Genomic DNA, 12,021 nt, shown 5'->3' with positions numbered 1-12,021 from the left:
CTCGCTCGCAGCATCATGCTGCTGTTGCGCGGAAAATCCACTTATCCCACCTGTTCAGTTTTCCCGAACCACCTCTTGGGATGATCGCGATAGCATGGTGGTCGATGATGGCAGTATGGCCTCGGCGGGTGTCATAAGCGCCGTCGGCAGTCACCGTGCCGATCTCTTCACCTTCGGGGATCTGGTCGAGCAACTCCGGTAAGACCGGTCTGTCACCATCGCTGCTGGGGGTGAACTCCACGGCGCGGATGTCCGAAGTAGCCGTGTCCATGGCCAGATGGACCTTGCGCCGTTGGCGCCGACCCTGTACACCGTGCTTGCGCGCCTGCCATTCGCCATCACCGAGGAACTTGATCCCAGTGCTGTCGACGAGCAGGTTCAAGGGGCCATCGGCGCGGCGATAGGGGATCTGGACGGCGAGCGTCTTCTGCCCTCGGCACAGAGTCGTGTAGTCCGGCACAGCCCAGTCCAGTCCTGCCATCTTCAACAGGCTGGCCACCATGCCGGTCGTCTGCCGCAAAGGCAGCTTGAACAGGACCTTGATCGTCAGACAGAACTGGATCGCTGCATTGGAGAACATCGATGGTCGGCCAGGGCTCCCGTCATGCGGCGCAAGCCAGGTCATCTCTTTGTCCAACCATATCAACAAAGAGCCACGCTTCTTCAGTGAGGCGGTGTAGCTGGACCAGTTCGTGGTGCGGTAGCGGGCGGGTGATGGCTTGCTCATGTGGCTTGTCTAACCGCATGGATTCACAATGTGAATCGGCCGCGATCAGAGTTGTGCAACAACGCCCGTCCGACCCAAGACAGCCTGTTCATTAGCGACAGTTGCGCCGACATAAAATCTATTCATTTGCAGGCTCTCAGGACAGATTCGGGTGCGCAAGGGCTACGGCTCTTAAACACTCGCGCAGCCAATCGAACCGATCACACTTGACCTAGACGCCTGATCAGGCGCAAATCTACTCATAGGGATAATGGCGCCGGAGAATTTTAATCACTTTAGAGACACAATCGCCTCGCCGCCGTCAGGCAATCTGTGATCACACATGGCTGTTAAGCAAGAAGCGAGTATCAGGCCGCCTCGCTGAGAGCGCGGGCTAAATCGAACAGGCGGCGCCGCTGATTTTCGGGGATTGTATAGTACGCACGCAAAAGTTCCAGCGCCTCCTTATCTGTCATAATATCGACGGGAAAATCAGATTTCCTAGTGTTCGCCAAGGGTTGATCATTCAGTCCTTCAAAGAAAAAGGACACCGGAACATTCAAGACTTTTGCGATCACCCAAAGGCGCGATGCGCTGACACGGTTCATGCCAGTTTCATATTTTTGTACCTGCTGGTAATTGACACCGACTTGGTCTGACAATTGTTGCTGGTTGGTATTCAGCAGTAGCCGCCGCTGGCGAATGCGCTTTCCAACATGAATGTCGACTGGATGCTTCATGTGTTTTTTTCTTCCTTCAAAAATAACCAGTTACGCAGTTGTGATCCTAGCCAGGTCACAGGCTGCCATCATCGGAAGCAAAGATCGCATAGCTCACTAACCTTTCTATGGCTGATCTACCAAAAGTTGACGATTTTAAGATTGCGTTCTACTTTAATTTTTTATCGCCGTTCGTTATGCTGCGATGCAAGGTATCTTTCGATTTCTGGTTGCATCATGTAGGCCATCCTTGCGACGCGAGAATGGATCGTGCGGATGTGCGCGACAATGATCAACCAGATGAGAGGCTTGGCCAAGACCTTCGGGTTGAAGTTATCAACGGGGAAAGGGCAGGTTTTAGAGCAGTCAGTTCGACGAGCATTGCCAGACGATGTCGTTTTGCGCGATCTGCTCGAAAGCCTTCTGTCTGTGCTTTCCGGTCTCAAGGATCAGCGTCGTGCGTTTGCCCGGCAACTTGCCCGCTTCGCACGGGAAAATGAAGCTTGCCGACTTGTCTCAAGTGCCCCCGGTGTCGGCAGTCTTACCGAGATTGCCTTCGGAACAGCTGTGGATGACCCAGCCCGGTTCCGATCGGCCTGCGGTGTCGGCGCTTATCTGGGGCAGATGCCGAAGCGTTATCAGTTGGGCGAAGTCGACATTACTGGGCGCATCTCAAAGGCAGGAGATCGCCTGACACGCAAGCTTTTGTTCGAGGCAGCGACAGTCATCCTATATCGTGCTTCGCCCTCTATTGCATTGAGAAATGGGATTGCGACTGAGTGCCCGATCCGGAAGCTGGGAGGCATGCGTTGCACTGGCACGCAAGCTGGCAGTTACCCTTCCGACGATGTGAAAGACCAACACGATGTTCGAGAACAGGAGCTTCGCTAGATATGCAGTGGGTCTGGCGGTGAGCGATATTCGCGCCCACCTTGAGAATGGTCACTGAATCGCTCCAGTTTCATCTGAGACCCATAGCTTCATTTCACGCGACCATATCGTACACGTCGCGCTGTGCATTGTAATTGTCTTCAGCCTCTGCTGGCGGGATATTTCCGATGGGTCCAAGCAGGCGCCGGTTGTTGAACATGGGGTAATCGCGGTGTGATTCCCCTGGACAGCCAACGTTCATTGCGGGGTGGTTGCCCCCGATAAGATGGAAAAACGGGCTCACGATCAACGCCGGGCCCAATCATCGAATGGAGAGCAACCATGGAACAGTATATTGGGCTTGACGTGTCACAGAAAGATACCGCGATTTCGATCCGGCAAGGAGGCTCGCGAACATGGCGAGGCAAATGCGCATCAGATCCCACGGAACTGGCGAGGATCATTCGTAAGCGGGCACCGCATGTAAAACGCGTGGTTTTCGAGACGGGTCCACTCTCGACATGGTTCTACCATGCGTTGTTGGCCGAGGGGCTGCCAGTGATCTGTATAGAAGCGCGCCACGCGCAGAAGATTTTGAACGAGACGCTGAACAAGACCGATGCCAATGACGCGGATGGATTAGCGCAATTGGCCGAGGTCGGGTTTTACAAGGCCGTTCGCGTGAAGGGCTTCGATGCCATGTTGACCCGCACTTTGATCGGCGTTCGCAAGCAGGTTGCTGGCATGTCGATCCAACTCAGTAACCAAATCCGTGGTGTCATGAAGACATTTGACCTTATCGTGCCCAAGAGCAAAGGCCAAGTATTCGAGAGGCACGTCCAGGAACTCCTCGCCGGAAACGACAATCTGGCCAACGTTATATTGCCATTGGTCGATGCGTGGCGCGATATGCGCAAGCATGTCGCCAACCTTCACCGGCAACTTCTGGCGGCAGCGCGGAACAGCAAGGCGGCGCAATTACTGATGACAATCCCGGGCATCGGCGCCATCACCTCGCTGTCGTTCTCAGCTGCGATTGAAGATCCGGGCAACTTTAAGCGATCACGCTCGGTCGGTGCCTGGCTCGGGTTGACTACGAGACGGTATCAATCCGGAGAAATTGATTATGATGGGCACATCTCCCGCCGTGGGGATAGCCACTTGCGAAGCCTTCTGTACGAGGCCGCGGTCGTAATGCTCACGCGAACCAAATCTCAAAATGACAGTAACCTCAAGGATTGGGGGCTCAGGCGTGGCGCGCAAGCTGGCCGTCATAATGCACAGCATGCTCAAGGCGGGAGAGCCATTCAAAAAGTTTGCTGTCGTTCCAGCATAATCCAAGACTTTGTAAGTAAGCCCTTTTAGCGAGGCACGATCGCCGCGCGAGAGGTCCCTGCCGTGGACGTGGGTCTGGTCATTCCGTTTAGATTGGATGCAGTTCCTCAAAAACTGCGTGTTGAACACAGGAAGACCATTCCTGCGGAGACCATAATGCGGCGGCTTTTGCCGACCGCGGAAACAACCTTGCTCCCGGCAGGTGGCTATCATCGCGCAAAGTTGGTGCGAATAAGCTTGACCTGTACGATGCGATTAAACAACCAATCGACCCAGCCGAGGGTGGCCATTTCCAGATCCTGCATGTTGCGCCGCGGTCCTTGGCGATTAACCAGCTCGGTTTTGTAGAGGCCGTTCATGGTTTCCGCGAGGGCGTTGTCGTAGTTGTCGCCAACGCTGCCGACCGATGGTTCGATGCCTGCCTCGGCCAGCCGCTCAGTATATCGAATGGACAAATATTGCTCGCCGCGGACGCCCTTCTGTTTGTCAATCCGCCCTTTTGCACAGGCCGTCGATCATGCAGGGCGCTGTTCCAGCGCATCCATTGCCCAAGCTCTGGTATATCAGTCAGGATCGCACAGGCTGTCACCTTTGTTATACTGGGAATGCTTACCAGGATTTCAGCCTTGGCACGCAGTTCTGTATCAGCAGCAATGATCGTGTCGACCAAAGCAGCAATCTGCAAAAGGTCGCGTTCGATCTGGCTCAGCCGCCGTTTGATCTGCTGGGAGAGCAACCGATGGGTCGTGGCGGCGAGCCGTGCTTTGGCCGCAGTGCGATCCTTGATCAGGGCCTGCCGCGCCGTCGCCAACTGTTTGAGGTCATGAAGGGTTTCACTCTTTGGCTCATCCCCTTCAGCTCTAGCAGCGACCCCATTCGGGCCAACATTGCAGCATCTACCCGGTCTGTTTTTGCCAGCTGACCAGCCCCTGCGCAAAAGCGCCGTGCCTGGCGTGGGTTTACACGCGCAAAGCTGATGTTGTGGTGCGCCAAGCCCATTTCGACACTGCGATGATAAATACCTGTCGATTCGAAAATGACACGCGAGACCCCGGCTCCCTTTGCCCAAATCGCGAGCGCATTAACCCCGTCTTTGTTGTTGTAGAGCTGTTTGTGCTCCTGTTTCGAAAGCCAGTACGCATCCAATTTGTCTTTGGAAATATCAATCCCAATGGTATCTTCCATATGTCTTTTCCTCACCTTGTCTTGTCATGCGGGCCCGAAGCCCAAGTATCCGTTCAGGTCAGTAGAAAAGACGGGGGCGACCATACTCGGCAACGGTCCATAACGACCAAGAGGTGAACGGTCCGACCTCCGCCGCTGCCCGGCATAAATGTCGTGCCGGGCAGCTGTTCCAGCTTCGCACAAGAACTGCTCAATTCATAAGACAAGAGGGGAGAACAAAGTCAGTTTTGGCAGACCGCGACACCCGCCATCCGACGATGCGATCAGCGAATGTGTCGATGAGCGAGACCTTGTTCGCCATTGGTTCAAGTCCAATGGTGAACGCCTTGCCAGGTTGACACGTAGGTAAAATCACTGACCCAGCGCATGTTCGGCGCAGGCGCCCGGAACTGACGGTTCACCTTGTCACGCGGACAGGGCACCGACGTGTCTGGAACCGTTGTTTGACCACCTTTCCGCGCACAGCGCCACGGATGCCGATCTGCTTAATCCGTTGCCCGGCAGGGTATTGCAAAGCAATGGCTGAGAGGGAGACGTACCACCGTGCATCGCGCCACCTGAAAGCGCTCCCGCTTCATCTTGTGCCACGCCTTGCGGAGCCCGTAGACCTGATGATTTTCATCCCAGAACGTCGAAGTCCTGCGCAGCTCGATCAGCGCATTCTCGCCCTTGATCGCGGCCAGCGCCACCTTTGCCTTGAATGCCGGGCTGTGATTCCAGCGTGGTGCGTCTTGCAATGGTCTTCTCTTTGCTCGCAGCAGCATGCCGCTGTTGCACAGAAAATCCACTTATCTCGGCTGTTCAGATTTCTGGAACCACCTCTCGGAGTAGGTAGCCTGATGACCCCGAAATGGCGTTGTTGCAAAACACTGACTGTCGAGGATTTCCATCATGAATCTATGCGGTTAGACAGGCCGCATGAGCAAGCCAGCACCCGCCCGTTACCTCAAGACGAACTGGTCCAGCTACACTGCTTCGCTTCGCAAGCGCGGGTCACTGCTGATCCGTTGCCCGGAAACGTATGCCTGCAGGCGTGAGAAGGTGGCTGGACAAGGACATGACCTGGCTTGCGTCGCATGACGGCAGCCCCGGTCGGCCTGCGGTGTTCTCCGACGGCGCGATCCAGTTCTGCCTGACCATCAAGGTCCTGTTCAAGCTGCCGTTGCGGAAAGAGACCCGCACCGCCAAACCGCCGAAATCCAAATCCGCATCGCGCTGATAAACCGCTTCTCGGCCCTCGGAACGGCGGAGATCGTCCGCGTGGCCTGATGCTGAAGGGGAACAGGTAAGTCACGCCTCGGGCCGGAGTTGCACAACAACGCCCCCCCCCAGGATACTCATGTTATGAGTTCTGATCTTAAAAAGTGATCATTATCCCAGAGATTACATCTATATACCTATGTACAAAAGATATTACTTTCATCTCCTGTTACTGTAAGACATAAAATATGTTAGGTGACGAAATGAAGGCTATAAGCAATTATTCTTGGTTTAAGCCCATAAGGCGAATATTAGGGTTTGAACCCGTGGATTGGCAGGCATTATTTAGGTCCAGAGAAGTTGGTAATCTTAACTCAAAGATTACAGGGCTAATGTATTCTATAGATCCTGTTAGTATCGGACGGGTTGAGTTGTTAACGAAAAATCCATTAGAATTATATCAAGTATTTGATTGGTTGCGCAATCAAGACGTATATGCGATTGTAAGTCATAAACTGTTCGTTACCCCTGGAACGTCAACGATCATTATCGATATTGATAGCTTTGGAGGTATTGGCGCGTCTATTGATTTTTTAATAAACCTACGGTTGGGGCAACCAAATTTGAAAGTAATTGCTTTTTCTTCAGAATTTAGCAAAGATGATTGGTTAACGGAGCGACTCCAAGTTGCGGATATTTGCCTCCGCTTCCCAATTACTTTCGCAAGACTTGATTTTGCCCTTTCCGAGGCGGAGATCAACAACGAAGTTTGGCAAGACCGCCGTAGGGTGGCCGAAAGTTTGGATGGCTGGAGTTAGCAGGCCGCTGAAAAAAAATTTGAACATCCATTATCGTTGATTTTATCTAGGGCACCTCGATTCTTTGTCGTCTTTGCTGGCAACCGCTTGAAGTCGCGCGTGATTGCAGTTGCTGCACGCTTGGAGCTCGTATGGGGCGCAGTCTAAAGGCCTCTGAAGTTTAGTTTTAGGGTCTTTCGGGCTGAATTTCGCGCTTCAGTGCGTATTCCAGAGTATCCGGCCACTCATGACGCGTTACCGTTAGGCAGTGGGTTTCGGGTATGAGACGATCACGGTGCACTTGCTAATCGATCACCTTCTCCTCGATCGTCGGGATGATCAAGCATGTCCGCCGCGAGAGGCGTGTGGCCGTGAAAGCATGCGCCGACCAACACGCGGGGTTTGGGCCGCTTGTAGCCCGGGCAGACACCGCTGCAAGTTCATCGCCGTGAACGTGTCGCTACGCCCGCAGACCGCGATGTCGGACATGTCGCGGAGGGGTTGAATCTGACCTGATCTGCCGCACGCGGCAAAAGTAGGATGTTATTCGTCGTCGGCGACGACCAAGTCATCCATGTCGATCTGGAGAGCCGTCGCCAATTTCTTGAGCGAGGCGACCGATCCAGTCTTACGGCCTGCTTCAATATCGATGATTTGAACACGATTGACGCCGGATTGGCGGGCGAGTTCTGCTTGGGAAAGCCGACGGTGTTCACGCCAAACCGCCAGTGGCGCGCCGCCATCCAACAGCCGATCAACTACGCCAGCAGGTATCAGCTCTTCAGTGCCCGCCTTGATCCGCCCAAGAATCTGGGCCGCGCTATGAAGGTCGGACTTGTCCTCTTCAATCGCCTTTAGACGGAGGTATTCGTCCTTGGGAGTAGTCACCATTTCATTCATCTGCATCACTCCTTGTAAGCGCTGCCGCACGCCTTGACGTCGAGGATTTCGAGCACGACACCATCGCACATGGCGACGCGCCAATCTCCAACATGTAATCTCAGCATGCCGTCGGCCAGTCTTCCCTGCGCGGCTTAGAAATAAGCATGCCGCGCAAGGATGATTACTTCATTGGGGCATCGACGTCAGCAGCCAGCCTTCGCGTATTCTATATCGCGTAATTCTTGGTGTTCAAAGGCTTCCACATCTGCAATGCGGTAGATCACCCGGCCGCCAAGCTTGATGAAACTCGGGCCGTCGCCCGTGTGCCGCCAACGTTCGAGAGTTCTTGGGCTTATTTTCCATCGGGCTGCAAGCTCGACTTGGTTCAAACAGGTTTCGCGCATTTTCGTCTCCATTCGCACAACCTCCGTGGTCGCAGGACGACGAATGCGTAAATAAATAATACATTCAAGTCAGTGGGTTAGTATTTTGTAGGCTCTTCGTCCACTCGACTGGTCGCCTGCGCGAGCAGGGATTTAAAGTGGAAGCCAGCACATTTGTGATGGGTTTTTTTCAAATCGGATCGGCGTCAACTCACGCAATTTCCGATAGAACTGCGTAAGAATACGCAGCCCTTTGGAGCAAATTACACGGTCACGAGAGATAGTTATGCATATGTGTCACTTCCTCCGCCACAAACCATTCGCGAACCCGAGACGAGGCCCCTGACAGGGCCTTTTTTCTTTTGGTGACAAAGGGGTTTAGCGAGGCCGTCCGACTTTCAGAGACTGGCGTTTCGGTCGAAGTCGGTCTCTGAACGCCCCGCGTCTCTTTCCATCCGCCCTTCGCCCAAATCGAGACGCATTCAAAACTGTTCGTCTTTTCAGAAGCTTGCTGAGAATGGATTGCGCCGCAGTTGAGGCAGGTTCGACCGCTGTCGATGTGAACGGAGACACCCGAAGGCGGCGTTTCACCGCGCAACATCTCGTAAGGCTGCGCGAAGCCTTTGGTGACAAACGGCATCCGGGCACCTAGTCTGGCGAAATGTCGAACGGGCCCTGGACGGATAGAGAAAACGATCTGATTGTCGCGGATTACTTCGCGATGCTGGCCGACGACATCGCTGGGCGACCCTACAACAAGGCCGAGCATCGCCGCGCGCTCCTGCCGCTGCTGAACCACCGGTCAGAGGGATCGGTCGAGTTCAAGCACCAGAACGTCAGCGCCGTGCTGAAGGGGCTCGGCGAGGACTGGATCCCCGGCTACAAACCCGCTTTCAATTTCCAGATGACGCTGGTCGATGCCGTGGCCCGGTGGCTGGCGCTCAACTCGGCTTGGCTCGGGCGTCAGCCGGGTCTGCGTCCTGCGGGTGGCCTGCGAGACGCGGCGCAGATCTGGGTCGGGCCGCCGCCAACTCTGTCGAACCAGCCGCCTCCGCAGGAGCTGGACCAGATGCTGCACATCGCCCGCAAGTTCGACGTCGCGGGCCGGGACGAGCGCAATCGGGCCCTCGGCCGCGCGGGCGAGGAGCGCGTCCTGGCGCATGAGCGGGCGGCGTTGCGGACGGCAGGACGAGACGATCTGGCGCGCAAGGTGCGCTGGGTGTCGGAGGAGGATGGCGACGGCGCGGGGTACGACATCGCGAGTTTCGCTCCAGACGGTTTGCCCCGGCTGATCGAGGTCAAGACGACGAACGGTTGGGAGCGCACGCCCTTCCACATCACCCGAAACGAACTAGCCGTGGCCGAGGAGCGGCGCGAGGAATGGCGCCTCTTCCGGCTCTGGAATTTCGCGCGCGAGCCGAAAGCGTTCGAGCTGCAACCGCCCCTCGATGGTCATGTCTCGCTCACCGCGACGTCGTTTCAGGCGAGTTTCAATTGATGAATGTGCTGTTGTCAGCCGGGTCGATTGCAGGATAACAATCTTCGGAGCAGTTCGACCACGCTCTGCAAGTTGAATGAAAAGACATATCAAGCTACTTCAGGAGCGTCGAAAATGCGTCCAGAATCCAATTGAAAATCATAGACAAGCCGACAGACGCCAAGCTCGACCGGGCCTTTGAGGATTATGCTGATCGACAACGGTCACAAGCTATTTTATTTGCCGTCGGGGCTGCTGCTCTTATTGCGTGGGCATTGAACTCACGCGAGGAGACAACCGTCTTCTCGTTTGGACTCATTGGGGCACTCATTCTGCTTTGTGTTTGCGTGTTGAAAGGCGGCAACGCACGGGCAAGCCGAACAAAATGCGAAGAATATAGGGTCCGCCGCACGCAACTCGAAAATCTTTGCGAAGAAGAAGATCCGACAACGATCGAACGCGGAATTCGGGAACTTCGGGAGGCAAAGCTTGATGCGCATCAGAAGCAGCTCGTCGCTGCATGGATGCCGACGATTGATAAAAGATTGGAGGACGCGCGAGGGTTCAGGGAACTCGAGTGGAATCACCTGGAAAAAATTCGCCGGCGCAAAGCAGTTTCAAAAGCTACGGCCGAAATGTGGGAGATGGCGAAAACGAGGATTGCCCAGTCACGCAAGGCGCATCCTGTCCTTGCCGCGCGCGACGCGGCCATTCAGCGGCTTGCGCGGGTCAAGGCCCGCAGGGTCCATCTCGAAGCCGATGTCGACGAGATACTAAAAGGCAAGTCTTGGTGGACTCAGCTCAACTACGACTATCCTGACTACAACCAGATGGACAAAGAAATCCGCGATCTGGAGTGGGACGTAAAACTTTTCCTGTCGCGCAATACAAAAATCATTCGGGAGGCCGAAGAAAAACTCGACGCCGCGGCCGGGCGCATCGACAAGAGGCTCCGGCGGATCGAGGAAACCGTCATTGGTGCCATTCCGGATAGGAGGCAGGAACCCTTTGACGGGGACACCATCGCACGGGACGCGCTTATCCTGTCGGCGCTGTCGATTCCTGTCTCCGCTTGGCAAGACATCGCACAAGCCGGCGAGGTCTATGACGCGCTACGCTCAATCAATGGCAATTTCGAGGGCATGAGCGACAGCGAAATTTGGCTTCAAACGCTTGCCATGGAGCCCGAGAGCCTAGCAGGCCTCGCGTCACTCACAAAGGGCGCGCTTTTCGAGGCGCATGTAGCAGAGAGCACCGGCGGCACGCTCCACGAACACTTCAATACGCCGGATACCGACATCACTATTGATGGGATGGAGTTCCAGGTGAAGGCGACGGACAGCGCAGGTTACATCGAAAGCGTCGATCCTGACATCCCAGTCATCGCGACCAGCGAAGTCGCCGTGGAGACCGGTGCCATCGACGGCGGAATGACAAATGCCGACCTAGACAGCGCCACGGATCTCGCCCTAGGCGGATCCGTTGTCGACTTCCCCGACACGGCGATGGACGCGGTGATCGGTGGCATCAGCGGTCTCGGTGTCTTTGCCACTCTCCGGGGCATCAATCACGCGATCGATCGCCATCGTGAAGGCGTCGACAAGGCCGAGGCGATTGAGGAAGGCATCGGTGTCGCTGTGGCTGGGACCATGAAGGCGACCGTGGACTTAGCCGAGATGGGTTACAAGGTCGCTACGTCGCGTCCGAGCCGCTTCTTGGGACGTCAGGTTGTTAAGGTCGGACAGGGGATCGGCCGACGGATTGATGCGGCAGAGGAACGTGCGCGCCAGAAAGAAGAAGCCGAAAAGAGAAAGACCTGATTGTAGGCCTTGCGCTCCGCCACGAAATGTAGTGCTCCTTGCTCACGGCCGCCAAAGAGTTTTCACAGTATCAACAAGATGCAGAACGAACGTCCTTACTAAAGCCTCAAGGTGAACCGGGGCGTACCATGGGGTTCACCGCCGAATGATGGGGCGTTTGACTGACCTTTGCACATACTGATGGATTTAGACGGGACGCTCGTCGACACGAATGCGAGCAGGTACGACGGCATCAAGTATGGCCGTGACCGCAGCTTCTCTATGGGCGATATCCCGATTATCGCAGGCGCACGGTCATTTATTGAGGCCGTGAAAAACTGCGGGCATTCGGTGACGATCGTATCGGATTCGCACGACGCCTATGTCGGCCCTGTTGCGGAGAAAATCTTTGGCACCCAGTGGCTGGCGCTTGCTGACAAGCCGAATTCCGCGAAACTGCGGGCCTATCTTGAAGGAGTTTTTGGGTTCCCCTCCCGGTCAGTCGCCGAAGAGTTCCTTCTTGTCGGCGACACCAGGCTCGATGTTCAATTGGCGCGAGCCCTGTCCCTCCCGTCTGCGCTGTTGTTTCGAGTGCGTATTCCGGAGGATCCGGCCATCCATTCCGACAACATCCGGCCACCTGTTCCGGGGTATCCGGCCACCTGTGA

Annotated in this window: 10 protein-coding genes and 5 pseudogenes; 7 read left to right on the top strand and 8 right to left on the bottom strand. The window is 55.4% G+C overall.

Features of this window, described 5'->3' with window-relative positions:
- Positions 1-55 precede the first annotated feature (55 nt).
- Positions 56-727: pseudogene (locus ACEN2R_RS19965) on the bottom strand (IS5 family transposase); the annotation flags it as partial.
- A gap of 347 nt (positions 728-1,074) precedes the next feature.
- Positions 1,075-1,446, bottom strand: coding sequence for a helix-turn-helix domain-containing protein (locus ACEN2R_RS19960; protein ID WP_442044579.1), 372 nt, complete (start codon positions 1,444-1,446; stop codon positions 1,075-1,077).
- Positions 1,447-1,713: 267 nt separating this feature from the next.
- Between ACEN2R_RS19960 and ACEN2R_RS19955 the strand changes: the two genes are divergently transcribed.
- Complete coding sequence (locus ACEN2R_RS19955) at positions 1,714-2,316, top strand: transposase (protein WP_442044577.1); 603 nt, start codon at positions 1,714-1,716, stop codon at positions 2,314-2,316.
- A gap of 321 nt (positions 2,317-2,637) precedes the next feature.
- Positions 2,638-3,631, top strand: a pseudogene (locus tag ACEN2R_RS19950) (IS110 family transposase).
- A 208-nt stretch (positions 3,632-3,839) separates the two neighbouring features.
- Here the strand turns inward: ACEN2R_RS19950 and ACEN2R_RS19945 are convergent.
- The 3 genes and pseudogenes from ACEN2R_RS19945 to ACEN2R_RS19935 form a co-directional block, all read right to left on the bottom strand.
- A pseudogene (locus ACEN2R_RS19945) lies at positions 3,840-4,181 on the bottom strand (integrase core domain-containing protein); the annotation flags it as partial.
- Positions 4,182-4,416: 235 nt separating this feature from the next.
- Positions 4,417-4,815 carry an IS110 family transposase gene (locus tag ACEN2R_RS19940; RefSeq protein ID WP_442044575.1) on the bottom strand — a complete coding sequence of 133 codons (399 nt, stop codon included), beginning with the start codon at positions 4,813-4,815 and terminating at the stop codon, positions 4,417-4,419.
- Between the two features lie 211 nt (positions 4,816-5,026).
- Positions 5,027-5,441 (bottom strand): annotated as a pseudogene (locus ACEN2R_RS19935) (hypothetical protein); the annotation flags it as partial.
- A 292-nt stretch (positions 5,442-5,733) separates the two neighbouring features.
- Here ACEN2R_RS19935 and ACEN2R_RS19930 point away from each other — a divergent pair.
- Positions 5,734-5,986: pseudogene (locus ACEN2R_RS19930) on the top strand (transposase); the annotation flags it as partial.
- A gap of 277 nt (positions 5,987-6,263) precedes the next feature.
- Positions 6,264-6,833, top strand: a complete 570-nt coding sequence (locus tag ACEN2R_RS19925; RefSeq protein WP_442044574.1) for a hypothetical protein — start codon at positions 6,264-6,266, stop codon at positions 6,831-6,833.
- 522 nt (positions 6,834-7,355) lie between these two features.
- On the opposite strand, the gene ACEN2R_RS19920 is transcribed toward ACEN2R_RS19925, so the two are convergent.
- The 3 genes from ACEN2R_RS19920 to ACEN2R_RS19910 all read right to left on the bottom strand — a co-directional run bounded on the left by ACEN2R_RS19920 (position 7,356) and on the right by ACEN2R_RS19910 (position 8,717).
- Positions 7,356-7,712 (bottom strand): helix-turn-helix domain-containing protein, encoded by a 357-nt coding sequence (locus tag ACEN2R_RS19920; protein ID WP_442044572.1) that lies wholly within the window; start codon positions 7,710-7,712, stop codon positions 7,356-7,358.
- 185 nt (positions 7,713-7,897) lie between these two features.
- The gene (locus ACEN2R_RS19915) at positions 7,898-8,110 is read right to left on the bottom strand and encodes a helix-turn-helix transcriptional regulator (protein WP_442044571.1); all 213 of its coding nucleotides are present in this window, start codon (positions 8,108-8,110) and stop codon (positions 7,898-7,900) included.
- Between the two features lie 238 nt (positions 8,111-8,348).
- Positions 8,349-8,717, bottom strand: a complete 369-nt coding sequence (locus tag ACEN2R_RS19910; RefSeq protein ID WP_442044569.1) for a hypothetical protein — start codon at positions 8,715-8,717, stop codon at positions 8,349-8,351.
- Between the two features lie 21 nt (positions 8,718-8,738).
- Between ACEN2R_RS19910 and ACEN2R_RS19905 the strand changes: the two genes are divergently transcribed.
- From ACEN2R_RS19905 to ACEN2R_RS19895, 3 genes are all read left to right on the top strand, one after another.
- Positions 8,739-9,575 (top strand): DUF3883 domain-containing protein, encoded by an 837-nt coding sequence (locus ACEN2R_RS19905; RefSeq protein ID WP_442044567.1) that lies wholly within the window; start codon positions 8,739-8,741, stop codon positions 9,573-9,575.
- Positions 9,576-9,706: 131 nt separating this feature from the next.
- Complete coding sequence (locus ACEN2R_RS19900) at positions 9,707-11,374, top strand: hypothetical protein (RefSeq protein WP_442044565.1); 1,668 nt, start codon at positions 9,707-9,709, stop codon at positions 11,372-11,374.
- Positions 11,375-11,554: 180 nt separating this feature from the next.
- Positions 11,555-12,021, top strand: a 467-nt coding sequence (locus ACEN2R_RS19895; protein WP_442044563.1) for a hypothetical protein, incomplete at its 3' end; no start/stop codon positions are given.

This window comes from Pseudogemmobacter sp. W21_MBD1_M6 (assembly GCF_052119585.1).
Taxonomy (GTDB): Bacteria; Pseudomonadota; Alphaproteobacteria; order Rhodobacterales; family Rhodobacteraceae; genus JBGQOJ01.
Note: the sequence above shows the minus strand (reverse complement) of the source record. Positions and strands in the feature narration are given on the sequence as shown.

What these genes read in the sequence shown, in the direction of transcription:
- ACEN2R_RS19925 (WP_442044574.1), top strand. Translation starts at nt 6,264, where the DNA reads ATGTTAGGTGACGAAATGAAGGCTATAAGCAATTATTCTTGGTTTAAG.
- ACEN2R_RS19940 (WP_442044575.1), bottom strand. Translation starts at nt 4,815, where the DNA reads ATGGAAGATACCATTGGGATTGATATTTCCAAAGACAAATTGGATGCG.
- ACEN2R_RS19905 (WP_442044567.1), top strand. Translation starts at nt 8,739, where the DNA reads ATGTCGAACGGGCCCTGGACGGATAGAGAAAACGATCTGATTGTCGCG.
- ACEN2R_RS19910 (WP_442044569.1), bottom strand. Translation starts at nt 8,717, where the DNA reads ATGCCGTTTGTCACCAAAGGCTTCGCGCAGCCTTACGAGATGTTGCGC.
- ACEN2R_RS19960 (WP_442044579.1), bottom strand. Translation starts at nt 1,446, where the DNA reads ATGAAGCATCCAGTCGACATTCATGTTGGAAAGCGCATTCGCCAGCGG.
- ACEN2R_RS19920 (WP_442044572.1), bottom strand. Translation starts at nt 7,712, where the DNA reads ATGAATGAAATGGTGACTACTCCCAAGGACGAATACCTCCGTCTAAAG.
- ACEN2R_RS19955 (WP_442044577.1), top strand. Translation starts at nt 1,714, where the DNA reads ATGATCAACCAGATGAGAGGCTTGGCCAAGACCTTCGGGTTGAAGTTA.
- ACEN2R_RS19915 (WP_442044571.1), bottom strand. Translation starts at nt 8,110, where the DNA reads ATGGAGACGAAAATGCGCGAAACCTGTTTGAACCAAGTCGAGCTTGCA.